General features: G+C 71.4%; 29 protein-coding genes. 16 read left to right on the forward strand and 13 right to left on the reverse strand.

The window, feature by feature from the left end:
* Positions 1-247 precede the first annotated feature (247 nt).
* The 4 genes from EDD54_RS21560 to EDD54_RS21575 all read left to right on the forward strand — a co-directional run bounded on the left by EDD54_RS21560 (position 248) and on the right by EDD54_RS21575 (position 2,816).
* Positions 248-751 carry a prolyl-tRNA synthetase associated domain-containing protein gene (locus EDD54_RS21560; RefSeq protein WP_126540646.1) on the forward strand — a complete coding sequence of 168 codons (504 nt, stop codon included), beginning with the start codon at positions 248-250 and terminating at the stop codon, positions 749-751.
* A gap of 121 nt (positions 752-872) precedes the next feature.
* Positions 873-1,799 (forward strand): thioredoxin, encoded by a 927-nt coding sequence (trxA, locus tag EDD54_RS21565; RefSeq protein WP_126540647.1) that lies wholly within the window; start codon positions 873-875, stop codon positions 1,797-1,799.
* A 121-nt stretch (positions 1,800-1,920) separates the two neighbouring features.
* Positions 1,921-2,598, forward strand: a complete 678-nt coding sequence (locus tag EDD54_RS21570; protein WP_126541899.1) for an LON peptidase substrate-binding domain-containing protein — start codon at positions 1,921-1,923, stop codon at positions 2,596-2,598.
* Between the two features lie 11 nt (positions 2,599-2,609).
* Complete coding sequence (locus tag EDD54_RS21575; RefSeq protein WP_126540648.1) at positions 2,610-2,816, forward strand: Trm112 family protein; 207 nt, start codon at positions 2,610-2,612, stop codon at positions 2,814-2,816.
* Between the two features lie 18 nt (positions 2,817-2,834).
* Here EDD54_RS21575 and EDD54_RS21580 read toward each other — a convergent pair whose 3' ends face one another.
* Positions 2,835-3,176: a DUF167 family protein gene (locus tag EDD54_RS21580; protein ID WP_126540649.1), complete on the reverse strand. Its 342-nt coding sequence runs from the start codon at positions 3,174-3,176 to the stop codon at positions 2,835-2,837.
* Positions 3,154-3,444 carry a YggT family protein gene (locus tag EDD54_RS21585; protein WP_126540650.1) on the reverse strand — a complete coding sequence of 97 codons (291 nt, stop codon included), beginning with the start codon at positions 3,442-3,444 and terminating at the stop codon, positions 3,154-3,156. The genes EDD54_RS21580 and EDD54_RS21585 overlap by 23 nt, the downstream gene beginning before the upstream one ends.
* A 189-nt stretch (positions 3,445-3,633) precedes the next feature.
* Here EDD54_RS21585 and hisB point away from each other — a divergent pair, with 189 nt between their 5' ends.
* From hisB to EDD54_RS23130, 8 genes are all read left to right on the forward strand, one after another.
* A complete protein-coding gene (hisB, locus tag EDD54_RS21590) occupies positions 3,634-4,227 on the forward strand; it encodes an imidazoleglycerol-phosphate dehydratase HisB (protein ID WP_126540651.1) in 594 nt (197 codons plus the stop codon).
* Between the two features lies 1 nt (position 4,228).
* Positions 4,229-4,783, forward strand: a complete 555-nt coding sequence (locus tag EDD54_RS21595) for a DUF2628 domain-containing protein (RefSeq protein WP_126540652.1) — start codon at positions 4,229-4,231, stop codon at positions 4,781-4,783.
* A complete protein-coding gene (gene hisH, locus EDD54_RS21600; RefSeq protein WP_126540653.1) occupies positions 4,780-5,430 on the forward strand; it encodes an imidazole glycerol phosphate synthase subunit HisH in 651 nt (216 codons plus the stop codon). Before EDD54_RS21595 ends, hisH begins: the two co-directional genes overlap by 4 nt.
* Complete coding sequence (gene hisA / locus EDD54_RS21605) at positions 5,427-6,164, forward strand: 1-(5-phosphoribosyl)-5-[(5-phosphoribosylamino)methylideneamino]imidazole-4-carboxamide isomerase (protein ID WP_126540654.1); 738 nt, start codon at positions 5,427-5,429, stop codon at positions 6,162-6,164. The genes hisH and hisA overlap by 4 nt, the downstream gene beginning before the upstream one ends.
* Positions 6,165-6,240: 76 nt before the next feature.
* On the forward strand, positions 6,241-7,032 hold the full coding sequence (hisF, locus tag EDD54_RS21610) for an imidazole glycerol phosphate synthase subunit HisF (protein WP_126540655.1): 792 nt from the start codon (positions 6,241-6,243) through the stop codon (positions 7,030-7,032).
* Positions 7,029-7,352, forward strand: a complete 324-nt coding sequence (locus tag EDD54_RS21615) for a phosphoribosyl-ATP diphosphatase (RefSeq protein ID WP_126540656.1) — start codon at positions 7,029-7,031, stop codon at positions 7,350-7,352. The genes hisF and EDD54_RS21615 overlap by 4 nt, the downstream gene beginning before the upstream one ends.
* A 122-nt stretch (positions 7,353-7,474) precedes the next feature.
* A complete protein-coding gene (gene coaA / locus EDD54_RS21620; protein ID WP_126540657.1) occupies positions 7,475-8,428 on the forward strand; it encodes a type I pantothenate kinase in 954 nt (317 codons plus the stop codon).
* Positions 8,429-8,694: 266 nt separating this feature from the next.
* On the forward strand, positions 8,695-8,862 hold the full coding sequence (locus EDD54_RS23130; protein ID WP_165644850.1) for a hypothetical protein: 168 nt from the start codon (positions 8,695-8,697) through the stop codon (positions 8,860-8,862).
* 62 nt (positions 8,863-8,924) lie between these two features.
* Here EDD54_RS23130 and EDD54_RS21625 read toward each other — a convergent pair whose 3' ends face one another.
* Entirely contained in the window at positions 8,925-9,485 is a 561-nt protein-coding gene (locus EDD54_RS21625) for a GcrA family cell cycle regulator (protein WP_126540658.1), read from the reverse strand.
* A gap of 516 nt (positions 9,486-10,001) precedes the next feature.
* Between EDD54_RS21625 and EDD54_RS21630 the strand changes: the two genes are divergently transcribed.
* The 3 genes from EDD54_RS21630 to EDD54_RS21640 are packed head-to-tail and all read left to right on the forward strand — an operon-like array spanning position 10,002 to position 13,137.
* Positions 10,002-11,198 (forward strand): aspartate aminotransferase family protein, encoded by a 1,197-nt coding sequence (locus tag EDD54_RS21630; RefSeq protein WP_126540659.1) that lies wholly within the window; start codon positions 10,002-10,004, stop codon positions 11,196-11,198.
* A 14-nt stretch (positions 11,199-11,212) separates the two neighbouring features.
* Positions 11,213-12,148 carry an ornithine carbamoyltransferase gene (gene argF, locus EDD54_RS21635; protein ID WP_126540660.1) on the forward strand — a complete coding sequence of 312 codons (936 nt, stop codon included), beginning with the start codon at positions 11,213-11,215 and terminating at the stop codon, positions 12,146-12,148.
* Complete coding sequence (locus tag EDD54_RS21640) at positions 12,148-13,137, forward strand: Hsp33 family molecular chaperone (RefSeq protein ID WP_126540661.1); 990 nt, start codon at positions 12,148-12,150, stop codon at positions 13,135-13,137. The genes argF and EDD54_RS21640 overlap by 1 nt, the downstream gene beginning before the upstream one ends.
* On the opposite strand, the gene EDD54_RS21645 is transcribed toward EDD54_RS21640, so the two are convergent.
* From EDD54_RS21645 to rpsA, 6 genes are all read right to left on the reverse strand, one after another.
* The gene (locus EDD54_RS21645) at positions 13,119-13,772 is read right to left on the reverse strand and encodes an alpha/beta family hydrolase (protein ID WP_321184087.1); all 654 of its coding nucleotides are present in this window, start codon (positions 13,770-13,772) and stop codon (positions 13,119-13,121) included. The genes EDD54_RS21640 and EDD54_RS21645 overlap by 19 nt on opposite strands.
* The gene (gene lhpI / locus EDD54_RS21650) at positions 13,769-14,743 is read right to left on the reverse strand and encodes a bifunctional Delta(1)-pyrroline-2-carboxylate/Delta(1)-piperideine-2-carboxylate reductase (RefSeq protein ID WP_126540662.1); all 975 of its coding nucleotides are present in this window, start codon (positions 14,741-14,743) and stop codon (positions 13,769-13,771) included. Before lhpI ends, EDD54_RS21645 begins: the two co-directional genes overlap by 4 nt.
* 9 nt (positions 14,744-14,752) lie before the next feature.
* Positions 14,753-15,106 carry a LapA family protein gene (locus EDD54_RS21655; RefSeq protein ID WP_245515854.1) on the reverse strand — a complete coding sequence of 118 codons (354 nt, stop codon included), beginning with the start codon at positions 15,104-15,106 and terminating at the stop codon, positions 14,753-14,755.
* A 91-nt stretch (positions 15,107-15,197) separates the two neighbouring features.
* Entirely contained in the window at positions 15,198-15,491 is a 294-nt protein-coding gene (gene ihfB, locus EDD54_RS21660) for an integration host factor subunit beta (RefSeq protein WP_126540664.1), read from the reverse strand.
* Between the two features lie 34 nt (positions 15,492-15,525).
* Positions 15,526-16,482: a signal peptide peptidase SppA gene (gene sppA / locus EDD54_RS21665; protein ID WP_126540665.1), complete on the reverse strand. Its 957-nt coding sequence runs from the start codon at positions 16,480-16,482 to the stop codon at positions 15,526-15,528.
* Positions 16,483-16,981: 499 nt separating this feature from the next.
* Positions 16,982-18,679, reverse strand: coding sequence for a 30S ribosomal protein S1 (gene rpsA, locus EDD54_RS21670; RefSeq protein WP_126540666.1), 1,698 nt, complete (start codon positions 18,677-18,679; stop codon positions 16,982-16,984).
* A gap of 337 nt (positions 18,680-19,016) precedes the next feature.
* Between rpsA and EDD54_RS21675 the strand changes: the two genes are divergently transcribed.
* On the forward strand, positions 19,017-20,591 hold the full coding sequence (locus EDD54_RS21675) for a sialidase family protein (protein WP_126540667.1): 1,575 nt from the start codon (positions 19,017-19,019) through the stop codon (positions 20,589-20,591).
* A gap of 97 nt (positions 20,592-20,688) precedes the next feature.
* Here EDD54_RS21675 and pnp read toward each other — a convergent pair whose 3' ends face one another.
* The 4 genes from pnp to EDD54_RS21695 all read right to left on the reverse strand — a co-directional run bounded on the left by pnp (position 20,689) and on the right by EDD54_RS21695 (position 25,951).
* Positions 20,689-22,818 (reverse strand): polyribonucleotide nucleotidyltransferase, encoded by a 2,130-nt coding sequence (pnp, locus tag EDD54_RS21680; RefSeq protein ID WP_126540668.1) that lies wholly within the window; start codon positions 22,816-22,818, stop codon positions 20,689-20,691.
* Positions 22,819-23,183: 365 nt separating this feature from the next.
* Complete coding sequence (gene rpsO, locus EDD54_RS21685; protein ID WP_126540669.1) at positions 23,184-23,453, reverse strand: 30S ribosomal protein S15; 270 nt, start codon at positions 23,451-23,453, stop codon at positions 23,184-23,186.
* Positions 23,454-23,510: 57 nt separating this feature from the next.
* Positions 23,511-24,554, reverse strand: coding sequence for a tRNA pseudouridine(55) synthase TruB (gene truB / locus EDD54_RS21690; protein WP_425375009.1), 1,044 nt, complete (start codon positions 24,552-24,554; stop codon positions 23,511-23,513).
* Positions 24,555-24,574: 20 nt separating this feature from the next.
* Positions 24,575-25,951 (reverse strand): choice-of-anchor tandem repeat GloVer-containing protein, encoded by a 1,377-nt coding sequence (locus tag EDD54_RS21695; RefSeq protein WP_126540671.1) that lies wholly within the window; start codon positions 25,949-25,951, stop codon positions 24,575-24,577.
* Positions 25,952-25,999: the final 48 nt, after the last annotated feature.

Raw genomic sequence — 25,999 nt, forward strand, 5'->3', positions numbered from 1 at the left:
GCGATTTCCGCATCTCGAAACCGAATCGCAACCTTGATCCGCGAAAGTGTCTCTCGCCGGTCCGAGGGTTCTGCGTCGCCGGTTTCACCGCACGATCGTCGGTGGCCCCCATGGGTTCTGCGTTGGGGGCAGACGTCCGGTGTCGACAACGGGCCGCGGCATCGTCGCGCCGGTGCTGGCATTTCCGCCGCGAGCGGGTAAAAGGCGGGCTTTCGTCCCGTCCCACCGCCTTGCGGAGCCCCTGCGGATGCCCTTGTCCCGCGACGACCTCTTCGCCCACCTCGACCGCCTCGGCATCGCCCACGCGACCATCGAGCACGAACCGTTGTTCACCGTCGAGGAGAGCAAGCGGCTGCGCGGCACCATTCCGGGCGCCCATGTCAAGAACCTCTTCGTCAAGGACAAGAAGAGCCGGGTGTTCTGCGTCACCCTGCGCGAGGAGGCCAAGATCGACCTGAAGCGCCTGCACGAGGTGATCGGCGCGTCGGGGCGGGTGTCGTTCTGCTCGGGCGAGCAGCTCGAGGCGATGTGGGGCGTCAAGCCCGGGTCGGTGACGCCGTTCGGCGCGATCAACGACACCGATGGCCTCGTCACCGTGGTGCTCGAGAAGACGATGATGGCGATGGATCCGCTCAACTTCCATCCGCTGGTCAACACCGCGACGACCGCGATCTCGGCGGCCGATCTCCTCGTCTTCCTGCGCTCGACCGGCCACGAGCCGATGATCCTCGACCTGCCCGTCACGGAATGACGCCGCGCCTCGGGGTGAATCGGGGTTTGTGTTCCGGGGCGATTGACGCCAAATAGGCACCGACCGAGGGGACCCCTCGCGGCTCCGGCCGCCGGTCCCGACCGAACCCGAGAAGCGAGCCATGAGCAATCCGACCTTCACCTTCGGCAACGGCTTCGGCGCGGCGCCCGCCGCGGCGGACGACCTCGTCCGCGACACCACCACGCGCGACTTCGCCCGCGACGTGCTCGAGGCCTCCAAGGTCGTGCCGGTGCTGGTCGACTTCTGGGCGCCGTGGTGCGGGCCGTGCAAGCAGCTCACCCCGGTGCTCGAGAAGGTGGTGCGCGCCGCCGGCGGCAAGGTGCGGCTGGTCAAGATGAACATCGACGACCACCCGCAGGTCGCCGGCCAGCTCGGCATCCAGTCGATCCCGGCGGTGATCGCCTTCGTCGGCGGCCGGCCGCTCGACGGCTTCATGGGCGCGCTGCCCGAGGGCCAGATCAAGCAGTTCATCGAGCGCGTCGCCGGTCCGGTCGGCCCGAGCCCGGTCGAGCAGGCGGTCGAGGCCGGCAACGCCGCCCTCGCCGAGATGGACTTCGAGGGCGCCGCCGACGCTTTCGGCGCCGTGCTCGAAGTCGAGCCGGAGAATCTCGCCGCCCTCGCCGGCATCGCCCGCGCGCTGGTCGGCGTGGGCCAGCTCGAGGACGCCCGCGCCGTGCTCGGCCGCGTGCCCGCCGGCAAGGAGGGCGACGCCGCCGTCGCCGGCGCCCGCGCCGAGCTCGAGCTCGCCGAGCAGGCCGCCAGCCTCGGCGACGTCGCCGACCTCGTCCGCCGCGTCGAGGGCCACCCGGCCGACAACGACGCCCGCTTCGAGCTGGCGGTGGCGCTCGCCACCCGCGGCGAGAAGCAGAAGGCGGTCGACCACCTCGTCGAGATCGTCCGGCGCGAGCGCGCCTGGCGCGAGGAGGCCGCCCGCAAGCAACTGGTGCAGTTCTTCGAGGCCTGGGGCCCGACCGACCCGATGACGCTCTACGGCCGCCGCCGGCTGTCGTCGGTGCTGTTCGCCTGAGCGGGACCTCGGAAGCCGCCGACGTCCGGCGGCTTCCCGGCCGGGCGATCCGGCCTATGTTCCCTTGGAACGGCGTCCGGGGCGGACGCCGCACGCCAGGATCCAGGAGAGCCAGACCGCCATGCAGGTCGGCAACGCCGTCTACGCCGGACCGGACGATCTCCCGCTGGAGATCCCGGTCTTCCCGCTGTCCGGCGCGCTGCTGCTGCCGCGCGGGCAGCTGCCGCTCAACATCTTCGAGCCGCGCTACGTCGCGATGCTCGACGCCGCGCTCGCCGGCCCGCGCCTGGTCGGCATGGTGCAGCCGCGCTTCGACGGCGCGGTCGTGCCGCCCGGCGGCGCGCCGCCGCTGTGCGAGGTCGGCTGCGTCGGCCGCGTCACCGCCTTCAGCGAGACCGGCGACGGGCGCTACCTGATCACGCTGGTGGGCGTCGCGCGTTTCCGCATCGTCGAGGAGCCGCCGTCCGGGCGGCTCTACCGGGTCGCGCGCGTCGATGCCCGCGACTTCGCCGCCGACTTCGTCGTGCGCGGCGGCGAGGGCGAGGTCGACCGCGCCGGCCTGCTGCGCACCTTCCGCGACTATCTCGCGGCCAACGACCTCGAGGCCGACTGGGACGGCGTCGAGAAGACGCCGACCGAGACGCTGGTCAACGCGCTGGCGATGATGGCGCCGTTCGGACCCGGCGAGAAGCAGGCGCTGCTCGAGGCGCGCGACCTCAGGACCCGCGCCGACACGCTGGTGGCGATCACCGAGGTCGCGCTCGCCCGTGCCCGCCGCGACGAGCGACCGCTGCAATAGGGGAGGGGGCCATGGGCGAGGTGGAGGCGCGGCGGGCCGGGTCGGTCGACCCCAAGCTGCTCGAGATCCTGGTCTGTCCGCTGACCAAGACGACGCTGGAATGGCGGCCGGCGACCCAGGAGCTGGTGTCGCGCTCGGCGCGGCTCGCCTTCCCGGTGCGCGACGGCGTGCCGATCATGCTGCCCGACGAGGCCCGTCCGCTCGAGGACGGCGAATAGGCGGCGGAGGCGGGGCGATCAGGCGCCGACGCCGACGGCGGCCTTCAGCGTCGCGGCGGCCGATGCGCCGCCGGTGAGCCGCACCGTCTTCACCCGTGCCGTCGCGCCGGCGACGACCGACGCCGCGGACTTCGGCAGGCCGGCGGCGCCGGCGACCAGCAGTTCCACCGCCGCGTTGGCCTTGCCGTCCTCCGGCACCGCGCGCACCCGGGCCGCGACGACGGCCCGGCCGTCGGCGAGCCGCTTGACGCCGTCGAAGCCGTCGCGGCCGGCCCGCGGGGTCAGGCGCAGGTCTACCAGCAGGTCGGCGCCGTCGAGGCGGAACGGACCGCCCGCGTCAGAACGCGAGGGGGTAGACATAGTAGATGATCAGGCGCTGGATCAGCATGATCAGCAGCAGCAGCACGATCGGCGAGAGATCGAGGCCGCCGAGGTTCGGCATCACGTTGCGGATCGGGCGCAGCACCGGCTCGGTCATCTGGTAGAGCGCGTTGCCGATCATGGAGACCACCTGGTTGCGGGGGTTCACCACGTTGAAGGCGTAGAGCCACGAGAAGATCGCCGCCGCGATGATGACGTAGGTGTAGAGGTCGAGGGCGATGAGGACGACGTCGAGGATCGCGCGCATGGGGCGGTTCTGCTCCGGCTACCGGTCGGTTCCCGATGTAGCGGCCGCGGCATCCCCCCGCAAGGGCGGCGGGGCGCGAAGCCGGCCGGGAGGTCGTCCGCGAGGCGGATCCGGTTCGCCTTGCATCGCCGGTCGCAGGTGCTAGAACGGCGGCGACCCCGCCCGCCCCTCGAGCCCGGATCCCGCGCGATGCGCAAGGCCGCCCTGACGCGCAAGACCAACGAGACCGCGATCTCCGTCGCCGTCGACCTCGACGGTACCGGCGTCGCCGACATTTCGACCGGCGTCGGCTTCTTCGACCACATGCTGACCCAGGTGGCGCGCCACGGCCTGATCGACCTCACGGTGCACGCCGAGGGCGACCTGCACATCGACGACCACCATACCGTCGAGGACGTCGGCATCGCGATCGGCCAGTGCGTGCGACAGGCGCTCGGCGACAAGCGCGGCATCACCCGCTACGCCTCGGCCTACCTGCCGATGGACGAGGCGCTGACGCGCTGTGCGCTCGACATCTCCGGCCGGCCGTTCCTGGTGTTCCGCACCATTTTCCACACCCCGAAGATCGGCAGCTTCGACACCCAGCTGGTCGAGGAGTGGTTCCGCGCCTTCGCGATGCAGTCGGGCATCACGCTGCACGTCGAGACGCTCTACGGCGCCAACGACCACCACATCGCCGAGAGCTGCTTCAAGGCGCTCGCCCGGGCGCTCCGGGTCGCGGTGGCGATCGACCCGGCCCAGGCCGACCGCGTCCCGTCCACCAAGGGCGTGCTCGAGGGCTGAGATGGCGATCTACACCGTCCACGCCCCGCCCGGGGAGGATCCGCCGGCGAGCCGTGCCGAAGAGGTCCGCTTTGTGCGCGAGGGCTTCTCCATCTGGGCGCTGGTGCTGCCCGGGGTCTGGTTCCTGTGGAACCGGATGTGGCTGGTCTTCCTCGGCTGGCTCGCCGCCATGGTCGCCTTCGAGTTCGCCGGCCGGGCGCTGCCCGGGCCCTACGTGCCGCTGGCGGCGGCGCTGTTCGGCCTGTTCCTCGCCCTCGAGGCCCGCGACCTTCTGCGCTGGACGCTGGAGCGCCGCGGCTGGCGCCTCGTCGGCGTCGTCGAGGGCGGCGATCGCGACGTCGCCGAACGGCGCTTCTTCGACGCCCTGCTCGTCGACCCCGCCGCCGCGCCGGCGTCCGCCGACCCGGCCGTCGCGCCCTCGTGGGACGGCACCGACCTGCCTTACGCCGCGCCCGACGCGCCGGCGCCCAAGGTGCCGGTCCCCTCGCGGGCGCCGCGGCCGATGCCGAGCGGGGTGATCGGCCTGTTCCCCTCCAGCGGAGGACGCGAGCGATGAGCGTCGCGATCGTCGACTACGGTTCCGGCAACCTGCGCTCGGCCGCCAAGGCCTTCGAGCGCGCCGCCCGCGAGAGCGGCTACGTCGGCGCCGTCCACGTCACCGCCGACCCCGAGGTGGTGCGCGCCGCCGACCGCATCCTGCTGCCGGGCGTTGGCGCCTACGCCGACTGCCGCGCCGGGCTCGACGCAGTGCCGGGCATGGTCGAGGCGCTGACCGAGGCCGTGCGCGGCCGCGGCACGCCCTTCCTCGGCATCTGCGTCGGCATGCAGCTGATGGCGAGCCGCGGGCTCGAGAAGACCGTGACCGCGGGGCTCGGCTGGATCCCGGGCGAGGTCCGGCTGATCGAACCGGCCGATCCGGCGCTGAAGATCCCGCACATGGGCTGGAACACGCTGACGGTGCTGCGCGCGCACCCGGTGCTCGCCGGCCTGCCGACGGGCGACAAGGGCCTGCACGCCTATTTCGTGCACTCCTACCACTTCGTCCCCGCCGATCCGGCCGACGTCGTCGCCGTCACAGACTACGCCGGGCCGGTCACGGCCGTGGTCGCGCGCGACACCATGGTCGGCACCCAGTTCCATCCCGAGAAGAGCCAGGGCCTCGGCCTCGGGCTGATCGCCAACTTCCTGAAGTGGACGCCGTGATCCTCTATCCCGCCATCGACCTCAAGGACGGCGCCTGCGTCAGGCTGGTGCTCGGCGACATGGACCGGGCGACGGTCTACAACGCCGATCCGGCCGCCCAGGCCCGCGCCTTCCGCGACATCGGCTTTCCCTGGCTGCACGTGGTCGACCTCAACGGCGCCTTCGCCGGCGCGAGCGTCAACGGCGCCGCGGTCGAGGCGATCCTCGCCGCGGTCGCGCCGGGCATGAAGGTGCAGCTCGGCGGCGGCATCCGCGACATGGCGGCGATCGACGGCTGGCTCGAACGCGGCGTCTCCCGCGTCATCCTCGGCACCGTGGCGCTGCGCGACCCCGCGCTGGTGCGCGCCGCGGCGGCGCGCCATCCCGGCCGGATCGTGGTCGGCATCGACGCCAAGGGCGGCCGCGTCGCCGTCGAGGGCTGGGCCGAGACCTCGGAGCTGACCGCCGTCGACCTCGCGCGCAAGTTCGAGGACGCCGGCGTCGCCGCGATCGTCTACACCGACATCGACCGCGACGGCGTGCTGAAGGGCCTCAACATGGAGGCGACCCTCGAACTCGCCCGCGCCGTCTCGATCCCGGTGATCGCCTCCGGCGGCCTTGCCTCGATCGCCGACGTCGAGCGCATGCTCGAGCCCGACGCCCTCATCCTCGACGGCGCCATCTCCGGCCGCGCCCTCTACGACGGCCGCCTCGACCCGAAGGCGGCGCTGGCCGCCATCGCCGCCGCCGGTTGACGGCGAAGGGGTTCGCGGTGGCGCCGTAACGCGCCGCCGGCTATAGCTCCGATCGAATCCGAGGACATCCGCCGTCATGCTCAAAGCCCGCGTGATCCCCTGCCTCGACGTCAAGGACGGCCGTGTCGTCAAGGGCGTCAACTTCGTCGACCTCGTCGACGCCGGCGATCCGGTCGAGGCCGCGGCGGCCTACGACGCGGCCGGGGCGGACGAGCTGTGCTTCCTCGACATCACGGCGAGCCACGAGAACCGCGGCACCCTGCTCGACGTCGTTCGGCGCACCGCCGAGCGCTGCTTCATGCCGGTGACGGTCGGAGGCGGGGTGCGGACCACCGACGACATCCGCGCGCTGCTGCTCGCCGGTGCCGACAAGGTCTCGATCAACACCGCCGCGGTCACCGACCGCGCCTTCGTCGGCCGCGCCGCCGACAAGTTCGGCGACCAGTGCATCGTGGTGGCGATCGACGCCAAGCGGGTCTCGGCCGAGGGCGAGGCGCCGCGCTGGGAGATCTTCACCCACGGCGGCCGCAAGCCGACCGGGATCGACGCGGTCGCCTTCGCGCGCGAGGTCGTCTCGCTCGGCGCCGGCGAGATCCTCCTGACCTCGATGGATCGCGACGGCACCAAGGCCGGTTTCGACATCCCGCTGACGCGCGCCGTCGCCGACGCGGTGCACGTGCCGGTGATCGCCTCCGGCGGCGTCGGCACGCTCGACCACCTGGTCGCGGGCGTGCGCGACGGCCACGCCACCGCGGTGCTCGCGGCCTCGATCTTCCACTTCGGCACCTTCGGCATCGGCGAGGCCAAGCGCCACATGGCCGCCGCCGGCCTGCCGATGCGCCTCGACGGCCCGGGAGCGGCGGCATGACCGGCTTCACCCTGTTCGACCTCGAGGACATCGTCGACGACCGCCTCGCCAACGGCGACGCCACGTCCTACACCCGCAAGCTCGCCGCCAAGGGCATGCCCAAGGCGGCGCAGAAGGTGGGCGAGGAGGCGGTCGAGGCGGTGATCGCCGCCGTCTCGGGCGACCGCAAGGGCCTCGCCTCGGAAACCGCCGACCTCCTCTACCACCTGATCGTGGTGCTCAGACTCGCCGGCGTGCCGCTGTCGGACGTGATGGCGGAACTCGCCGCGCGTACCGGACGGTCCGGTCTCGAGGAGAAGGCCGCACGGCCGAAAGAATAACGGTCCGTCCATTCCATTCGTGGTATGACGCGGCCATGACGGCGCCGTCGCGCCCTGGGGCGACCCGGGGCGGCGGCGCTCGGCGCATCGCCGCGCGGGGCCGCGCGGCCGGGGTTCGGGTCATGGATCAGAGCGTTCGGGCCAACCTCTCGCCCTACCAGACGTTCTCGCGGGCGGAGTGGGCCGAGCTCCGGCGCGGCACGCCGATGACCCTCACCATCGAGGACGTCATCCGCCTGCGCTCGCTCAACGACCCGGTGTCGCTGGCCGAGGTCGAGGACATCTACCTGCCGCTGTCGCGGCTCCTGTCCTTCTACGTCGAGGCGACGCAGGGCCTGCACCGGGCGACCAGCCGCTTCCTCGGCCATTCCGGCGCCAAGATGCCGTTCATCATCGGCATCGCCGGTTCGGTGGCGGTCGGCAAGTCGACCACCGCGCGCATCCTGAAGACGATGCTGGCGCGCTGGGCGTCGAGCCCGAAGGTCGACCTGATCACCACCGACGGCTTCCTCTATCCCAACGCCGTGCTGAAGGCCGAGGGACTGATGGAGCGCAAGGGCTTCCCCGAGAGCTACGACCAGCGCGCCCTGCTCGGCTTCCTCTCCGACATCAAGGCCGGCACGCCGAACGTGACGGCGCCGGTCTACAGCCACCTCGTCTACGACGTGGTGCCCGGCGAGACCGTGACGATCGACCGGCCGGACATCCTGATCCTGGAGGGCCTCAACGTGCTCCAGGCGGGCCGCGGCCCGAAGGACGGCAAGGCGATCCCGTTCGTCTCGGACTTCTTCGACTTCTCGATCTTCATCGACGCCGACGACCTCGACCTCCGCCGCTGGTACGTCGAGCGTTTCATGCGGCTGCGCGACACCGCCTTCCGCGACCCGCGCTCCTATTTCACGCGCTACGCCGAGGTCGGCGAGGACGAGGCGATCGGCATCGCCAACGGCCTGTGGGACCGCATCAACCTGCCGAACCTGCGCGAGAACGTGCTGCCGACGCGCTACCGCGCCGACCTCGTGCTGAAGAAGAGCGGCCGCCACGCCATCGAGACGGTGATGCTCAGGAAGCTCTGAGGGCTGCACAACTTGGTACACGGCGCGCGCGTGTGAGTATCCCGGTGCCAATTGCTGTGCAGAAAACGGGCTGCTCTTGACGGCTTGCGGGAATCGCGTGAAGACTCGTGCAAGTTGATAAGGTTCGCCCGACGTTGGCGCGTCGGGCGAACCGAAGTTCGCATCGAATTGTGTCCGAGGGCGAACTCTGTCGTGCAGACATCGGGATCATGAATCCCGCGATTCGGCATGTCAACTCCTCGGACGAGCAATCGAAGGAGTGCAGCATGGCCAGGAAGCCGCTTGGAACGAAGGCCTCGACCGGTAGCCGGTGCCCCGAAAGCGGGGTCTGGCAGGTCGAACATCGCACTGCCACCGCACCGATCGCTGAGGGCAACGTGATGCCTCCCTACGATCAGAAGGCCGTGGTCTGGGTGCTGATCCAGTACGCCTGACGAAGGACACTAGAACTCGGGGCGGGCAAAGACATCGCCCGCCCCGGGACCCACTTTCTGCCTCAGCCCGCCTGACGCTTGTCGCGGGCCTTGCGGTCGGCGGAGGGCTGGTAGGCGATGCGGGCATGGTAGGCGCAGTAGGGGATGCCGCTGTCGGACTTGCGGCCGCAGAAGAAGAAGTCGGGCCGGCCCGGGTCGCCGATCGGCCACTTGCAGGTCTGCTCGGTGAGATTGAGGATCGTCATCTTCTCGAAGACGATCGCCTCGGCCTCGAGGACGCGCGGGGCGGCCGGCACGAGGCGGGTCTCCGGCATCTCTTCGGCCTTCACCGCGACGTTGCCGATGCTGATCGTGCGCGGCGCCGGGCGGGCCGCGACGGGCGCCACCGGAGCGACCGGCCGGGGCGGCGCGGGCGACTTGACGCGCGGCGCGGCCGCGGCGGCCGCCGCCGGACGGGCGGCCTGGACCTGCGGCTTGGCGCGGCCGGACAGGCCGAGACGGTGGACCTTGCCGATCACGGCGTTGCGGGTGACGCTGCCGAGCTCGGCGGCGATCTGGCTCGCGCTGAGGCCCTCGGCCCACAACGTCTTCAGCCGTTCGACGCGTTCATCGGTCCAGGACATGTCGTCTTTCCTTCTCATCGCCGCCGCCGCGGCAGAATCCCGTCGGCCCCGCCCGGACATGGCTCTGTCCGGAAACGCACTCCGCGTACTCGAATGACCCGGTGATTGTCGTGGCTCTACGAGATCTCGTAGCGATCGATCGGACGCTACAATAGCCGTTGAATCCGTGGCAAGCGGCGCAGGACTCCGTTTCGGGCGCGACACGACTTTTCCCCAAATATCGTGGCTTCGTCGCGACACCCGGAGGCAGACGAATCCGGGCGGGCCGTCAGCATTCGCACGGAGGCGCCAAGATGAATCCCCCGGCGCTGCTCGCCCCGGCAAAAGCATTGACAGTGCAGGTCGCGTCCGTGCTATAGGCCATGGCGAGGCCGCGCCGCCGAACCGGGGGCGCGGCTTGACGTTTTTGTCGGCGCCCCGCTCGCACGCGGGCGCGCGAGAAGAACCAGACCCGAGGCCGCACTCAGCCCGAAGCCCCCCGACCCAGACCACCCTTGGACCAGAGGAACCCTGCCGATGACCGCCGCAAGTCCCGCCGATCCGCTCTTCGCGACCTTCGCGCGCGCGGACGTGGCCTTCGAGCGAGGCGAGGGCGCCTGGCTGGTCGCCTCGGACGGCAGCCGCTGGCTCGACTTCGGCTCCGGCATCGCCGTCAACGCCCTCGGTCACGCCCACCCGCATCTCGTGGCGGCGCTGACCGATCAGGCGAGCCGGCTCTGGCACGTCTCCAACGCCTTCCGGATCCCGGAGCAGGAGCGGCTCGCCGCCCGGCTCGTCGCGGCGACCTTCGCCGACCGGGTGTTCTTCACCAATTCCGGCGCCGAGGCGCTGGAATGCGCCATCAAGACGGCGCGGCGCTACCATTGGGCCAAGGGCCGGCCGGAGCGGATCCGCATCGTCACCTTCGAGGGCGCCTTCCACGGCCGCACCCTGGCGACGCTGGCCGCCGGCGGCCAGCAGAAGTATCTCGACGGCTTCGGCCCGAAGGTCGAGGGCTTCGACCAGGTGCCGTTCTTCGACCTCGAGGCGCTGAAGGCGGCGATCACGCCGGAGACGGCGGCCGTGCTGGTCGAGCCGATCCAGGGCGAGGGCGGCATCCGCCCGATCCCGGCGCAGGACCTCCGGGCGCTGCGCGAGATCTGCGACGCGAACGACATCCTGCTGATCTTCGACGAGGTGCAGACCGGCATCGGCCGCACCGGCAAGCTGTTCGCCCACGAGTGGACCGGCGTCACCCCCGACATCCTCGCCTCGGCCAAGGGCCTCGGCGGCGGCTTCCCGGTCGGCGCCTGCCTCGCCACCGAGGCGGCGGCGGCGGCGATGACCGCCGGCAGCCACGGCACCACCTTCGGCGGCAATCCGCTGGCGATGGCGGTCGGCAACGCCGTTCTCGACGTCGTGCTGGCGCCGGGCTTCCTCGAGCACGTGCAGACGCTCGGTCTCCGCCTCAAGCAGGGCCTCGCCCAGGTCGTCGACCAGCACCCGACGGTGTTCGAGGGCGTGCGCGGCGAGGGGCTGATGCTCGGCCTCAAGTGCAAGCTGGCGCCGGCCGAGGTCGCCGCCGCCTTCCGCGGCGAAAAGCTGCTGACGATCGCCGCCGGCGACAACGTCGTCCGGCTGCTGCCGCCGCTGATCGTCGACGAGGCCGAGGTCCGCGAGGCGATCGCCCGCATCGACGCGGCCGCCGCCGCGATCGAAGCCAAGGCCGCGTGAGGGGAGCCGACGCCATGACCACGCCCCGGCACTTCCTCGACCTCACCGACCTCGACGGCGCCACCCTGCGCGGCATCCTCGACGGCGCCGCCGCCATCAAGGCGGAGCTGAAGGCCTCCGGCCGCGGCACCCGCCGCGGCGAGGGCCCGCTCGCCGGCAAGGTGCTCGCCATGGTGTTCGAGCGCCCGTCGACGCGCACCCGGGTCTCCTTCGACGTCGGCATGCGCCAGCTCGGCGGCGAGACGCTGATGCTGACCGGCGACGAGATGCAGCTCGGCCGCGGCGAGACCATCGCCGACACCGCCCGGGTGCTGTCGCGCTACGTCGACGCGGTGATGATCCGCATCCTCGACCACGCCGCCCTCGCCGAGCTCGCCGCCAACGCCAGCGTGCCGGTGATCAACGGCCTGACCCGGCTGTCGCACCCCTGCCAGATCATGGCCGACGTCATGACCTTCGAGGAGCACCGCGGCCCGATCGCCGGGCGCAAGGTGGCCTGGACCGGCGACAGCAACAACGTGCTGGCGTCGTGGATCCACGCCTCCGCCCGCTTCGGCTTCGAGATGCGGGTGGCGACGCCGCCGGAGCTGGCGCCGCGCCGCGAGGTGGTCGACTGGGCCCGCGCCAACGGCGCCATCGTGCACGTCACCACCGACGCCTACGAGGCGGTCGACGGCGTCGACTGCGTCGTCACCGACACCTGGGTGTCGATGGGCGACGACGACGCCGAGCGCCGCCACAACCTGCTCGCGCCCTATCAGGTGAACGACCGGCTGATGGCGGCGGCGGATCCGGAGGCGGTGTTCATGCATTGCCTTCCCGCCCACCGCGACGAGGAGGTCACCGGCTCGGTGATGGACGGTCCGCAGTCGATCGTCTTCGACGAGGCCGAGAACCGCCTGCACGCGCAGAAGGGCATTTTGGCCTGGTGCCTCGGAGCGATCGGCTGATGGTGGATCCCGTGACGGACGGCCCGGTTCCCGGCGACGACAGCGTGCTGCCCTTCGCGGTCGAGGGGCTCGACGCCCGCGGCCGGGTGGTGACGCTCGGGGCGGCGGTGGATTCGATCCTGCACCGCCACGACTATCCGCCGGCGGTGTCGCGCCTGCTCGGCGAGGCGGTGGCGCTCACCGCCCTGCTCGGCACGTCGCTGAAGTTCTCGGGCCGCTTCATCCTGCAGACCCAGTCCGACGGGCCGGTGCACATGCTGGTGGTCGACTTCGAGACCCCGGACCGCATCCGCGCCTGCGCCCGCTTCGATCGAGACCGCGTCGTCGCCGCCAGCGCGGCCGGTGCGGACTCGCCCGAGGCGCTACTCGGCACCGGCACGCTGGCGATGACGGTGGACCAGGGCGGCTACACCGCGCGCTACCAGGGCATCGTGCCGCTCGACGGCCGCTCGCTCGAGGAGGCGGCCCACCTCTATTTCGCCCAGTCGGAGCAGATCCCGACAAGGGTCCGCCTCGCGGTCACCGAGGTGCTGACGCGCGATCCCGGCCGCGGGCCGCGGCGGTCCTGGCGGGCCGGCGGCCTGCTGGTGCAGTTCCTGCCCGAGAGCGCCGACCGCGTGAAGCAGCGCGACCTCGCCCCCGGCGACGCGCCCGAGGGCACGGTGGTGCCGCCGGTCGACGAGGACGACGCCTGGAACGAGGTGCTGAGCCTCGTCGGCACCGTCGAAGACGTCGAGTTGACCGATCCGGCAGTCCCCGCGGAGACGCTGCTCTACCGGCTGTTCCACGAGCGCGGCGTCCGCGTGTTCGAGCGCCAGCCGCTGGTCGAGCGCTGCCGCTGCTCGCGCGAGCGGGTCGACGACATGCTGAAGAGCTTCACGCCGGAAGAGCGGCGCGACATGATCGAGGGTGGCCGCATCGGCGTCACCTGCGAATTCTGCTCCAGCCACTACGACTTCGATCCCGCCGACTACGACATCGCGGACTGAGCCGTCCCGGCGAGCGCCGCGACGGCGGCCGCCGTGGCCGTGGCGAGATGGCCGGCGAGCGTGTGGCCGCTCGCCCGGCGTGGCGCGAGGTCGTGGTCGCCGTCGGCGCACCAGCGGATCGCGACACCGGCCGGCAGATCGTAGCCCGCGACCTCGACGCGGTTCCCGAACGGGTCGCGTTCGCCCTGGACGATCGTCACCGGCAGCCGGGCCGCCGCGAGCGGCGCCAGCCGCAGCTTCTCCGGTGCGCCGGGCGGATGGAACGGATAGCCGAGCGCGACGACACCGACGACGCGCGGGTCGAGCGGATCGGCGGCGGTCATCGTCGCGACCCGGCCGCCGAGCGACTTGCCGCCGATCAGGACGGGACCGTCGAAGCGCGCGAGGACGACGTCGAGGGCGGCGCGCCAAGCCGGGACGAGGCTGTCGGCCTTCGGCGGCGGCCGGCGGGCGCCGTCGCGGCGGGCGGCCATGTAGGGGAACTCGAAGCGGACGACGCGAAGGCCCGCCTCCACCAGGGCGGCGGTGGCCGAGGCCATCCACGCGCTGTCCATCGGCGCGCCGGCGCCGTGGGCAAGGACGAGCGTGCCGCGCGGCACCACGGGCGCGTCGACGAGGAGAGCCGGGGCGATCACGCCGCGGCGTCGAGCCGCCCGATCACCAGCGCCGCGGCGGCGAGGTCCTCGAGCGCGGTGCCGACCGACTTGAACAGGGTGATCGCCTCGGCCGACGTCCGGCCGGGATGGGCGCCGCGGCAGAGCTCGAACAGGTCGGCGCGGACGTCGTCCTCGGTGATCAGGCCAGCGCGGATCGGCTGCACGAGGTCGCCGGCCTCGTGGCAGGCGCCGGCGCGGGTGTCGGCGTAGAGCTCGGCCCGGAGGATCGCGGCGTCGTCGGCCTCGCGCATGTCCGGCGTGAAGCCGCCGACGAGGTCGACGTGGGTGCCGGGGGCGAGGCGCTCGCCCCGCACCAGCGGTTCGCCGGCGAGGGTGGCGGCCGAGACGATGTCGGCGCGCCCGAGCGCGGCGTCGAGGTCGGTGACGGCGGAGATCCGCGCCGGCCGGCCGGCGAGCGAGCCGCCGAGCCGCGCGGCGAGGGCGGCGGCCTTGCCCGGATCGCGGTTCCAGATTTCGACCTCGTCGATCCCGCGGCGGGCGGCGTGGGCGTGGATCAGGAACGGCGCGAGCGCGCCGGCGCCGATCATCAGCAGACGGCGGGCGTCGGGCCGGGCGAGGTACGAGGCGGCGAGGGCGGAGGCGGCGGCGGTGCGCCACAGCGTCAGCTCGCGGCCGTCGAGCACGGCGAGCGGCGCGCCGGTGAGGCCGTCCATCAGCAGATAGGAGCCGATCACGGTCGCCTTGCCGCGGGCCGCGTTGCCGGGCACGACCGAGACGATCTTGATGCCGGTGTAGTGCGGGCCGGCGGCCGCGGCGCCGTGCCACGCCGGCATCAGCAGCAGCGTCGCCTCGGGCTCGCCGGCGCGCGGCATCGGATGATGATGCCGGAGCGGCACCTCGATCGGGCTGCGGAAGGCGGCGTCGAGCGCGTCGATCACCGCCGACGGCGTCAGGACGGCGGCGATGTCCTCGCCGGTGACGATGCGCATCGCGGCCGCTCAGGCGGCGCGGCGCGGGGCGGGGAGAGCGGTGCCGCCTGACGGCGCCGGGGCGGCCGCGACTTCCTTGAGGCGCTCGGCCTCGACGCGCCAGCGCGCCGCCTCGCGGCGGTTGACGCGGGCGGCCTTGCGGAAGCGGCCCTGGCGCGCCCAGGTCGCGACGCCGCCGAGCGCGATGCCGAGCAGCAGCGCGCCGAAGAACACGACGTAGAGCGGCACCGTCAGCGCCAGGAAGGGCGTCGACGGCGTGAAGGGGTCGAAGGCGATGGTGACGGGCTGGTTGTTGACCACCGCGATCGCCATCAGCACCACGGCGACCGGGCCGCCGACGAGCAGCAGGACGAGGCTCTTCAACGCCGAACTCCCTTCGTTCCCGGGCCCGAGGGGCCCGGCTCGTTCCATCCGACGACCGGTGGATCGGCCGGCCGGCGCGCGGGGGCCCGGATCAGGCCTGATCGGAATCCGGGTTGAGCCGCTCGCGCATCTCCTTGCCCGTCTTGAAGAAGGGCACGGACTTCTTGTCGACCGCGACCTTCTCGCCGGTGCGCGGGTTGCGCCCGATCCGGGCGTCGCGCGCCTTGACCGAGAAGGCGCCGAAGCCGCGCAACTCGACGCGGTCGCCGTTGGCGAGGGCCTCGGTGATCTTGTCGAGGATGGTGTTGACGATGTTCTCGACGTCCCGCTGGTAGAGATGCGGGTTCTGCGCGGCGATGCGGCTGACGAGTTCCGACTTGATCATCGAACGGTCCCTCCGGATCGGTAAACCGAAATTCCTATTTCAGGTCGGAGGTTCCAGCCTGCCAAACCGAAACCAGACCGTCAAGCGATCCGATCGGCGCGAGCGCGCCGGCATCGAAGCCGAGCACGTTCGCCACCAGGGCGCGTGCCATGCCGGACAGGCCGAACGGACCCTGGTCGCGCTTCGGCTCCCAGTCGAGCACCGGCAGGGCGGTGTCGACCTTCCGGGTGCCGAGCCATGCGATCGCCTCGTCCTCGCCGCCGATCTCGTCGACCAGCTTCAGCGGCAGCGCCTGCCGGCCCGACCAGATCGAACCGTCGGCGAGCTTCAGGGCCGTGGCGCGGTCGAGGCCGCGGCGCTCGGCGACGATGTCGACGAACCACTGGTAGGTGTCGTCGACCAGCCGGGCGATCATCTCGCGGGCGCCGGGCACCTCGGGGTCGGTGAAGGGCGACGGCTCGGCCTTGAGCGGGGCCGACTTCACGGTGTCGACCTCGACGCCGATGGTCTTCAGGAGTTCGGTGACCTTGCCGTACTGGAAGTAGACGCCGATCGAACCGGTGATCGAGGTGCGCTGGGCGACGATGTGGTCGGTGGCGATCGCCGCCATGTAGCCGGCCGAGGCGGCGAGCGTGCCGACGGTGGCGACCGTCGGCTTCTTCGCCGCGATGGCGCGCAGACCGTCGTAGAGCTTCTCGCCGCCGGTGGTGGAGCCGCCGGGGCTGTCGATCGCCACGATCACGCCCTTGACGGCGTCGTCGGCGGCGAGGTCGGCCAGCATCTCGTCGCGCTCGCGGTCGGCCATGATGACACCGCCGATCTCGATGCGGGCGATGTGCGGCTCGCGCTTGGCGAGACCGTCGCCGGCGCCCGACCAGGCGAGCGCGGCCGCCAGCGCGGCCAGCACGGCGAGGAAGGCGACCGCGCGCCAGAACACCAGCTTGCGCCGGGTGCGGCGGCGATCGACGACGGCGTCGGCGGTGAGGGTCATGGGGTCCTGGCTCCACATCGATGCGGCAGGCCTAGCAGGCGTGGGCGGAGCCGGCAAGCGTCCGCCCACGGTGACGCCCCTCGACTTTCGCGAGCGGGCGCGCGACGAGGCGCGGTCGGCAGTGGTACCCCCGGACGCGACGGCCATTCCGGCGGAGCGCGACGTATTCGGCGGGGTCGCGGCGCGGCGAGGGCTGTAACCACGAAGTATAAGGGCGCCGCACGAAGCGACGCCCTTTTTACTGGCTCCCAAGACTCGAAGTCGTTGTAGAAGCCGGCCAGCTTCAGCCTAGGAAGCCGGTCTGAAATCCCAGCCGCGTTGCACGGGGGATGGTGTGAACCATGCGCCCGGGTCGATCCGTCGTCAAGCGGGCCGCCTTTATTTCGGGCTCTGTAGTTTCACCGAACGGGGGCCCGAAACGGCGAGAGGCCCGCGGGATCGCTCCCGCGGGCCTCTCGATCGGGTGGGTCCGGGCGGCACGGGGCCGCCCGGGAAGGGATCACTCGTCGGTGTCCTGACGGGCCTTGAGGGCCGCACCCAGGATGTCGCCGAGCGAAGCGCCCGAGTCCGACGAACCGAACTGCGCGACGGCCTCCTTCTCCTCGGCGATCTCGAGCGCCTTGATGGAGAGACCGATCTTGCGGGTCTTGCGGTCGAACTGGGTGATGCGGGCATCCAGCTTCTCGCCGACGGCGAAGCGCTCGGGGCGCTGCTCCGACCGCTCGCGCGAGAGGTCGGCGCGACGGATGAAGGCGGTCAGGTCGGTGTCGACCAGCTTGACCTCGATGCCGGCGTCCTTGACCTCGAGCACCTCGCAGGTGACCACCGCGTTGCGGCGAAGCTCGCCGGCGGTCTCCATCGGATCGTTGGCGAGCTGCTTGATGCCGAGCGAGATGCGCTCCTTCTCGACGTCGACGTCGAGAACCTGGGCGCGCACCACGTCACCCTTGGCGAACTCCTCGATGACCTGCTCGCCCGGACGGTTCCAGTCGAGGTCGGAGAGGTGCACCATGCCGTCGACGTCGCCGTCGAGACCGATGAACAGACCGAACTCGGTCTTGTTCTTGACCTCGCCCTCGACAGCCGAACCGATCGGGTGCTTCTCGAGGAAGGCCTCCCACGGGTTCTGCAGGGTCTGCTTCAGGCCGAGCGAGATGCGGCGCTTGACCGGATCGACCTCGAGCACCATCACGTCGACCTCCTGCGAGGTGGACACGATCTTGCCCGGGTGGACGTTCTTCTTGGTCCACGACATCTCGGAGACGTGGATCAGGCCCTCGATGCCCGGCTCCAGCTCCACGAAGGCGCCGTAGTCGGTGATGTTGGTGACGCGACCCTTGAACTTGGCGTTCACCGGGTACTTCGCCTCGATGCCCTCCCACGGATCCGCCTCGAGCTGCTTCATGCCGAGCGAGATGCGGTGGGTCTCCTGGTTGACGCGGATGATCTGGACGCGCACCTGCTGGCCGATCGAGAGCACCTCGGTCGGATGGTTGATGCGGCGCCACGCGATGTCCGTGACGTGCAGGAGGCCGTCGATGCCGCCGAGGTCGACGAACGCACCGTAGTCGGTGATGTTCTTGACGACGCCGTCGACCACCTGACCCTCTTCCAGGCTCTGGACGAGCTCGGAACGCTGCTCGGCACGGGTCTCCTCGAGGACGACGCGGCGCGACACGACGATGTTGCCGCGGCGCTTGTCCATCTTGAGGATCTGGAACGGCTGCGGCGTGTGCATCAGCGGGGCGACGTCGCGCACCGGGCGGATGTCGACTTGGCTACGCGGCAGGAAGGCGGTGGCGCCGTCGAGATCGACGGTGAAGCCGCCCTTCACCTGGTTGAAGATCTGGCCGATGACCTTCTCGTTCTTCTCGAAGGCCACCTCGAGGCGGACCCAGCTCTCCTCGCGGCGCGCCTTGTCGCGCGAGAGAACGGCTTCGCCGAGCGCGTTCTCGACGCGCTCCAGGTAAACCTCGACCTCGTCGCCGATCTTGAGCTCGCCGTCGCGGGCCCGGGCGCCGAACTCCTTGAGCGGAACGCGACCCTCGACCTTCAGGCCGACGTCGATGACCGCGAGGTCCTTCTCGATCGCGACGACGCGACCCTTGACGACCGCGCCTTCGACGACGTCCGAGGCGGTCAGGCTCTCGGCGAGAAGGGCGGCGAAATCCTCGCGGGAGGGATTGCTGGTTGCCATTGAAACTCCTGGTGCCGGCAGGCCGGCGTCGCGTCGGCGGGTTCGTGTGTTTGGGCGGCCCCTGACGTCCGTGGCCCGGATCCCCCTCGAAAACGACCGGGGAGCCGGATGCCGACGCTGTCGACGGACGACGGTGCCGAAAGACCTCGTGCGCCCGGTAGGATGACGTCCCGCCCGTGCGCGCCGCGCGGATATAGACGGGAAATCCGCGCGGCGCAAGACGGCGGGCGCGGCTCTTCACCCTCTCGCGCGGAGGCGGGGGCGGCACGCGCTATTCCTTTGCGCGCGGGGTCGCGCGGTGCTCAACTGCACCTCGTCAACGACCATGGGGGGCACCATGCCGAAGTCGATCCACCGCCGCGGCGCCGCGTTGCTGTGCGCCGGGCTGCCGCTGCTCTTCGCCGCCGCCGCTCCGGCCGCCGCGGTCGAGCTCGGGCCGACGGTCGCGGTTTCGCCGAAGACCAGCCCGTTCGCGGACTGCAAGGCCGACGACGTCGCCTCGCAGTCCGGTACCAACTATCCCGGCTCGGAGATCGAGCCCTTCGTCGAGGCGGCGCCCAAGGCGCCGGCGCGGCTGCTCGCCGGCTGGCAGCAGGACCGCTGGTCGAACGGCGGCGCCCGCGGGCTCGCCGCGGCCTACAGCTTCGACGGCGGCGCGTCCTGGAAGACGGTGGTGCCGCCCGGCGTCAGCAAGTGTTCCGGCGGCGCCTACCTGCGCGCCAGCGACCCCTGGGTCGCGATCTCGCCGAATGGCACGTCCTATTTCATGAGCCTCGCCTTCGACGCCGACCTGCCGGACGGCCGGTTCGGCGCCAACGCCATGCTGGTCAACCGGTCGACCGACGGCGGCCGGACGTGGTCGAGCCCGGTGGTGCTGCGCCGGGACGGCGTCGGCAAGGCGCTCAACGACAAGAACTCGATCACGGCCGATCCCGCGGACTCGCGCTACGCCTACGCGGTCTGGGACCGGCTGGTCGACTACAGCCTGCCCGACGGCCTGACCGGCGGCGGCGGCCGCGGCGCGCGCCAGCGCGCGGCCTTCCTGCGCTCGATCTCGGCCGGCAAGGCCACCGACGCGCCCGCGCGTGCCGACGAGGTGTTCTTCGAGGGGCCGGCCTTCCTCGCCCGCACCACCGACGGCGGCAAGACCTGGGAGCGGGCGCGCAAGGTGTTCGATCCCGGTCCGAACGCCCAGACCATCAACAACCTCGTCGAGGTCGGTCCGGGCGGCAAGGTCCACCTGTTCTTCACCCGCATCGACAGCGTCGGCCGCGTCTACATCGAGGTGAAGACCTCGACCGATCACGGTGCCACCTTCCCCGGCGCGGCGAGCATGGTGTCGGAGGTGCTGAGCTCGCCGACCTACACGATCACGCCCAACCTCGAGGCGCCGGTGCGCGACGCCGGCATCCTGTTCGACACGGCGGTCGATCCGGCCACCGGCACGCTCGCCGTGGTCTGGCAGGACGGCCGGTTCCGCGGCGTCGAGGGCATCGCCTTCTCGACCTCGTTCGACGGCGGCAAGACTTGGACCTTCCCGATCGAGGTGAACCGGACGCCGGCGAACTTCAACCGGCTGCGCGAGCAGGCCTTCGTGCCGGCGGTGGAATTCGTGGCGGGCAAGGTGGTCGTGACCTACTACGACTTCCGCAACGACGACGCCTCGGGCGAACTCGCCGACGCCTTCACCGCGATCTGCGCCGCCGCGTGCTACTGGCCCGAGGGCTGGACCGTCGGCCGGCGGCTGACGGGCAAGTCGTTCGACCTCGCCAAGGCGCCGGTCGCGCGCGGCTATTTCCTCGGCGACTACATGGGCCTGACGGCCGCCGCCGGGAAGGCGGTGCCGCTGTTCGGCGTGACCCGGGCGACCGCCGGCACCGCCGACCTCGTGACGCGGTCGATCACGCCCTGAGCCGGCGCGGCCGCGCCCTCGAAACGGCAAAGGGCCCCGGCGCGGATCGCGCCGGGGCCCTTCTTCTCTCTGGATCGTGCGGGGACGGCGGGGCGGATCAGCCCTCGGCCTTGTCCTCGCCCTTGATCTCCTGACCGGTCTTCTGGTCGACGACCTTCATCGAGAGGCGGACCTTGCCGCGCTCGTCGAAGCCCATCAGCTTGACCCAGACCTTGTCGCCTTCCTTGACGACGTCCTTGACGTTCTGGACGCGCTGCGGGGCGAGCTGGGAGACGTGGACGAGGCCGTCGCGCGAACCGAAGAAGTTCACGAAGGCGCCGAACTCGACGACCTTGACCACGGTGCCCTCGTAGACCGCGCCGACCTCCGGCTCGGCGGCGATGCCCTTGACCCAGTTCATCGCGGCCTGGATCGCCTTGAGGTCGCTCGAGGCGAACTTGACGGTGCCGTCGTCCTGGATGTCGATCTTGGCGCCGGTCTTCTCCACGATCTCGCGGATGACCTTGCCGCCCGAGCCGATCACTTCGCGGATCTTGTCGGTCGGGATCTTCATCACTTCGATGCGCGGGGCGTGCTCGCCGAGCTCGGAGCGGGCGCCGGTGATCGCCTTGGCCATCTCGCCGAGGATGTGCCGGCGGCCGCCGCGGGCCTGCTCCAGCGCGACCTTCATGATCTCCTCGGTGATACCGGTGATCTTGATGTCCATCTGCAGCGAGGTGACGCCGTTCTCGGTGCCGGCGACCTTGAAGTCCATGTCGCCGAGGTGGTCCTCGTCGCCGAGGATGTCGGACAGCACGGCGAAACGGTCGCCTTCCTTGATCAGGCCCATGGCGATGCCGGCGGTGGCGGCCTTGAGCGGCACGCCCGCGTCCATCAGCGCCAGCGACGAACCGCAGACGGTGGCCATCGACGACGAGCCGTTGGACTCGGTGATCTCCGAGACCACGCGAATGGTGTAGGGGAACTCGTGCTTGGCCGGCAGCATCGGGTGGACGGCGCGCCAGGCGAGCTTGCCGTGGCCGATCTCGCGGCGGCCGGGCGAGCCCATGCGGCCGGTCTCGCCCACGGAATAGGGCGGGAAGTTGTAGTGCAGCATGAAGTGCTGCTTGAAGGTGCCCTCGAGGGCGTCGACGAACTGCTCGTCCTCGCCGGTGCCGAGGGTGGCGACCACGAGGGCCTGCGTCTCGCCGCGGGTGAACAGCGCCGAACCGTGGGCGCGCGGCAGGATGCCGACCTCGGCGACGATCGGGCGGACCGTCGAGAGGTCGCGGCCGTCGATGCGCGAGCCGGTGTCGAGGATGTTCCAGCGGACGATCTTCGCCTGCAGGTCCTTGAACACCGCGCCGACCTGCTCCTTCGAGAAGGCGGGCTCGCCACCCTCGGGGAAGAAGGCGGCCATCACCTTCGCCTTGGCGGCGTCGACGGCGGCGTAGCGCTCCTGCTTGGCGGTGATGCGGTAGGCGGCGCGCAGGTCCGTCTCCGCGATCTCCAGCATCTTCGCCTCGATCGCCGAATGGTCGACCGGGGTGAAGTCGCGCGGCTCCTTGGCGGCGCGCTCGGCGAGGCGGATGATCGCGTCGATCACCGGCTGGAAGCCGCGGTGGCCGAACATGACCGCCGCGAGCATGGTGTCCTCGTCGAGCTCCTGGGCCTCCGACTCGACCATCAGGACGGCGTCCTGGGTGCCGGCGACCACGAGGTCGAGCTTGGAGTCGGCCATCGAGTCGACGGCCGGGTTGAGCACGAACTCACCGTCGATCAGGCCGACGCGGGCGCCGCCGATCGGGCCCATGAAGGGCACGCCGGAGAGCGTCAGCGCCGCCGAGGCGGCGACCATGGCGAGGATGTCCGGCGCGTTCTCCATGTCGTGCGACAGCGTCGTCACGATCACCTGGGTGTCGCACTTGTAGCCCTCGGGGAACAGCGGGCGGATCGGACGGTCGATCAGGCGCGAGGTCAGGGTCTCGTGCTCGGACGGACGGCCCTCGCGCTTGAAGTAGCCACCGGGGATCTTGCCGGCCGCGAAGGCCTTCTCCTGGTAGTTCACCGTCAGCGGGAAGAAGTCCTGGCCGGGCTTCGGTTCCTTGGCGGAGACGACGGTGGCGAGCACGGTGCTCTCGCCGTAGGTGGCGAGCACGGCGCCGTCGGCCTGGCGGGCGACGCGGCCCGTCTCGAGGGTCAGCTTGCGGCCGGCCCAGTCGATCTCGACTTTCTGGGTGTCGAACATGGGATGTCTTTTCGGTCCCGTATGCGTTGCGGTGCGCACCTGCCACGGGCAAGACGGCGGGACGCTCGGGTCGTTCCGGGGAAACGGGCCGAGCGCCCTGCGATCCTGCCCCATGGCCGTGCGGCACGGGGTGTGGCGACCGGCGCCGGCCCCGCTCCCGGGGCGGCCGACGGTCGCCGGCGATGGGCCGCGACGGCGGCCCGGGCCGCTTCATGACGCGAAACGGCCGACGGGCGGGCTCATACCACGTTTCGCGGGCCGCGGGAAATTCATTTGCCGGACGTCGGCGCGTCGGCCGGATACGGAAAAGGGGCGCCGGATCGCTCCGGCGCCCCTCGAAACCCGCTGGGGTCCACCCGTCCGCGTCAGCGACGCAGGCCGAGACGGCCGATGAGGGTGGTGTAGCGCTCCTCGCTGGTGCGCTTCAGGTAGTCGAGCAGCTGACGGCGCTGGCTGACGAGCTTCAGGAGGCCGCGGCGGGAGTGGTTGTCCTTGCCGTGGGTCTTGAAGTGCTCGGTCAGGTTGGAGATGCGCTCGGAGAGCAGCGCGACCTGCACCTCGGGCGAGCCGGTGTCGGCTTCCTTGGTGCCGTATTCCTTGATGAGCGCGGCCTTGCGCTCGGCGGTGATCGACATCGTCGATGTCCTTCGCGTTGCCGCGGCCGGAGCCGCGGGGAGGGGTGCCGCCACGGATCAGGCCGTGGCGAGGTTGAAGACCCTGCGCGGATGCAGCTGCCCTTGCTCGATCTCGCCGAGCGCCACGAGCTCGCCCTTGCGGGTGGCGTAGGCCGGTCCGTCGATGGGGGCGCCCTGCCCACGCAGGAGGATCGGCTGGCCGGAGCGCAGGCGACCCGCTTCCGCTTCCGTCACGGCCAGGGCCGGGATGTCGTCCAGCGCGGTCTCGACGGGGCGGAGCGCGGCGGCGAAAAGGCCGTCGCGGCCGGCTTCATGCGCCAGTTCCTGCAGCTTTTCAAGCGGAATCATGTCCACTTCGCCGTAGGGTCCGACGACGAGCCGGCGCAGGTCCACCACGTGGCCGCGGGTGCCGAGGCGGCGGCCGATGTCACGGGCGAGGGCGCGCACGTAGGTGCCCTTGCCGCATTCGCACTCGAACACGGCGGTGTCGGCGTCCGGGGTCGCGACGAGGTCGATCGTGTGGATGGTGACCGGGCGGGCGTCGAGCACCACCTCCTCGCCGGCGCGGGCGAGGTCGTAGGCGCGCTCGCCGTCGACCTTGATCGCCGAGAAGGCCGGCGGGACCTGCTCGATCTCGCCCTCGAACTCGTCGAGCACGGCGTCGACCGCGTCGGCGGACGGGCGGACGTCGGACGTCGCGACCGTCTCGCCCTCGGTGTCGTCGGTCGTGGTCTCGACGCCCCAGCGCACGGTGAAGCGGTAGATCTTGCGGCCGTCCTGGACGAAGGGGACGGTCTTCGTCGCCTCGCCGAGCGCGATCGGCAGCATGCCGGAGGCGAGCGGGTCGAGCGTGCCGGCGTGGCCGGCCTTGGAGGTGCCGAACAGCCGCTTGATCGCCCCGACCGCCTGGGTGGACGTGATGCCCACCGGCTTGTCGAGGAGCACCCAGCCGTGGACGAAATTGTTCTTCTGCCTGCGGGCCATGTCGGCGGAAACCCCGGAGACGCCGGGCGGGATTCGGACCCGCGGGACGGCGGTGGACGGGCGCACGGCACCCGCGCGCCCCGGAAGGCGCCGCTCATAGCCGAGGCGGGCGGGCATGGCAACCGCCCGGGGTGCCGTCACGGGTTCGGGCCGACCTTGACGCGCCAGATCGTGCCGCCGTCCGCGGACGTGACGCCGTAGATCCAGCCCGCGCTCTCGACGATGGCGCCGAAGGGGTGGCTCCCGAAGTCGTCGTCGCCGCAGCCGAAGGACGCCGCGATCTGGTAGCGGTAGCTCGCTCCGCCGGCGACGGGGATCAGGCGGAACAGGGTGCCGTTGCCGCAGGCGCCGCCTTCCGACGTGGTTCCCCAGACGTGGCCGTTGCGGCGCACGAGCAGCCCGCCCCGGGGGGCGGCGCCGTCTCCGGCCCGGTCGCCGAAGCGGTGCAGGATCCTGAAATTCGCAGCGCCGGTGGTCGAGGGCTTCAGGGTGTAGAGCACGCCCGGACCCCAGCGATCGGTCCTGTCGTTGATGCCGCCGCTCGAGGTCGTGCCGTAGAGGCGGCCGCCGGGCGTGATCACCAGACCGGTGTCCGGGTACATGCCGTCGTTGTCCGGCGCCGGATCCGCGTCCGTCCACTTGAAGGTCTTGACCAGCTTCTGCCGATAGCCCTTTCCGGACAGCTTCAGGCGGAAGATCGTGCCGAGGCCGACGGCGCCGCCGAAGGTCGCGGTGCCGTAGATCGTGTCGCCACAGTGGCAGCCGAGCGCCAGGGCGCCCTGCGGCTGCGCGCCGATCACGGCGTGGCGGTCGTCCCGGCCGTCGGGATCGACGAAGTAGCTCACCGCCGACGTCGTCCAACCACCCTCGCCCTCCGCGAGGCGATAGACGGCGCCGTTGACGGCCGCCGGCGCCTTCGGCGAGAAGTCGCCCGAATTGCCGGTCACGAGCAAGGACCCGTCGGACGTGATCGTGATCGGCCGATGGCCGGCGACCTCGCCGGCGATCGGGCCCGAAACAGGTGTCGGCTTCCACTCGGTCGCGCCTTCCGCGACGGGAGCCAGGACGAAGTAGTGACCCGGGTCGCGGGCACAGGGGCCGTGGCAGGCGCCTCCGCTGATCGCGCCCCAGTCGACCGACGAGTAGAGCCGGCCGTCCGGACCGACGGTGACCTGCCGGGGAATGCGGCCGCGGTCGTCGCGCTCCTCGTCGGGCTCGTCGAAGCTGTAGAGCGTCTCGAGCTCGGAGCCCGGGCGGAGCCGGAAGATGGTGCCGGAATCCTCGACGATCGTGCCGGTCGCGTCCCGGATGTTCCGGGTCGATCCGTAGAGCGTCCCGTCCGATCCGACCGCCAGGCCGGCCGAGGGATCGACCCCGCCCGGGCGGTCGAAGCGCCACACGAGTTCCGGCCGAAACGTCGGGGGCGCCGCATCGGCGCGCGCCGGCACGGACGACAGGGTCGCCAGGAGTAGGGCGGCAGAGATCGAAACGCGGCGACCCGGCGTCCTCGTCATGTCTTCCCCCCGCGCCGCCACGGACTCGAACGTCCGGGACGGCGCCGA

Source organism: Oharaeibacter diazotrophicus, assembly GCF_004362745.1.
GTDB lineage: Bacteria > Pseudomonadota > Alphaproteobacteria > Rhizobiales > Pleomorphomonadaceae > Oharaeibacter > Oharaeibacter diazotrophicus.

Bases quoted from the DNA above. Each gene is read 5' to 3' on its own strand.
- EDD54_RS21560 (WP_126540646.1), top strand. From the start codon at position 248: ATGCCCTTGTCCCGCGACGACCTCTTCGCCCACCTCGACCGCCTCGGC.
- trxA (WP_126540647.1), top strand. From the start codon at position 873: ATGAGCAATCCGACCTTCACCTTCGGCAACGGCTTCGGCGCGGCGCCC.
- EDD54_RS21570 (WP_126541899.1), top strand. From the start codon at position 1,921: ATGCAGGTCGGCAACGCCGTCTACGCCGGACCGGACGATCTCCCGCTG.
- EDD54_RS21575 (WP_126540648.1), top strand. From the start codon at position 2,610: ATGGGCGAGGTGGAGGCGCGGCGGGCCGGGTCGGTCGACCCCAAGCTG.
- EDD54_RS21580 (WP_126540649.1), bottom strand. From the start codon at position 3,176: ATGTCTACCCCCTCGCGTTCTGACGCGGGCGGTCCGTTCCGCCTCGAC.
- EDD54_RS21585 (WP_126540650.1), bottom strand. From the start codon at position 3,444: ATGCGCGCGATCCTCGACGTCGTCCTCATCGCCCTCGACCTCTACACC.
- hisB (WP_126540651.1), top strand. From the start codon at position 3,634: ATGCGCAAGGCCGCCCTGACGCGCAAGACCAACGAGACCGCGATCTCC.
- EDD54_RS21595 (WP_126540652.1), top strand. From the start codon at position 4,229: ATGGCGATCTACACCGTCCACGCCCCGCCCGGGGAGGATCCGCCGGCG.
- hisH (WP_126540653.1), top strand. From the start codon at position 4,780: ATGAGCGTCGCGATCGTCGACTACGGTTCCGGCAACCTGCGCTCGGCC.
- hisF (WP_126540655.1), top strand. From the start codon at position 6,241: ATGCTCAAAGCCCGCGTGATCCCCTGCCTCGACGTCAAGGACGGCCGT.
- EDD54_RS21615 (WP_126540656.1), top strand. From the start codon at position 7,029: ATGACCGGCTTCACCCTGTTCGACCTCGAGGACATCGTCGACGACCGC.
- coaA (WP_126540657.1), top strand. From the start codon at position 7,475: ATGGATCAGAGCGTTCGGGCCAACCTCTCGCCCTACCAGACGTTCTCG.
- EDD54_RS23130 (WP_165644850.1), top strand. From the start codon at position 8,695: ATGGCCAGGAAGCCGCTTGGAACGAAGGCCTCGACCGGTAGCCGGTGC.
- EDD54_RS21625 (WP_126540658.1), bottom strand. From the start codon at position 9,485: ATGTCCTGGACCGATGAACGCGTCGAACGGCTGAAGACGTTGTGGGCC.
- EDD54_RS21630 (WP_126540659.1), top strand. From the start codon at position 10,002: ATGACCGCCGCAAGTCCCGCCGATCCGCTCTTCGCGACCTTCGCGCGC.
- argF (WP_126540660.1), top strand. From the start codon at position 11,213: ATGACCACGCCCCGGCACTTCCTCGACCTCACCGACCTCGACGGCGCC.
- EDD54_RS21640 (WP_126540661.1), top strand. From the start codon at position 12,148: ATGGTGGATCCCGTGACGGACGGCCCGGTTCCCGGCGACGACAGCGTG.
- lhpI (WP_126540662.1), bottom strand. From the start codon at position 14,743: ATGCGCATCGTCACCGGCGAGGACATCGCCGCCGTCCTGACGCCGTCG.
- ihfB (WP_126540664.1), bottom strand. From the start codon at position 15,491: ATGATCAAGTCGGAACTCGTCAGCCGCATCGCCGCGCAGAACCCGCAT.
- sppA (WP_126540665.1), bottom strand. From the start codon at position 16,482: ATGACCCTCACCGCCGACGCCGTCGTCGATCGCCGCCGCACCCGGCGC.
- rpsA (WP_126540666.1), bottom strand. From the start codon at position 18,679: ATGGCAACCAGCAATCCCTCCCGCGAGGATTTCGCCGCCCTTCTCGCC.
- EDD54_RS21675 (WP_126540667.1), top strand. From the start codon at position 19,017: ATGCCGAAGTCGATCCACCGCCGCGGCGCCGCGTTGCTGTGCGCCGGG.
- pnp (WP_126540668.1), bottom strand. From the start codon at position 22,818: ATGTTCGACACCCAGAAAGTCGAGATCGACTGGGCCGGCCGCAAGCTG.
- rpsO (WP_126540669.1), bottom strand. From the start codon at position 23,453: ATGTCGATCACCGCCGAGCGCAAGGCCGCGCTCATCAAGGAATACGGC.
- truB (WP_425375009.1), bottom strand. From the start codon at position 24,554: ATGCCCGCCCGCCTCGGCTATGAGCGGCGCCTTCCGGGGCGCGCGGGT.
- EDD54_RS21695 (WP_126540671.1), bottom strand. From the start codon at position 25,951: ATGACGAGGACGCCGGGTCGCCGCGTTTCGATCTCTGCCGCCCTACTC.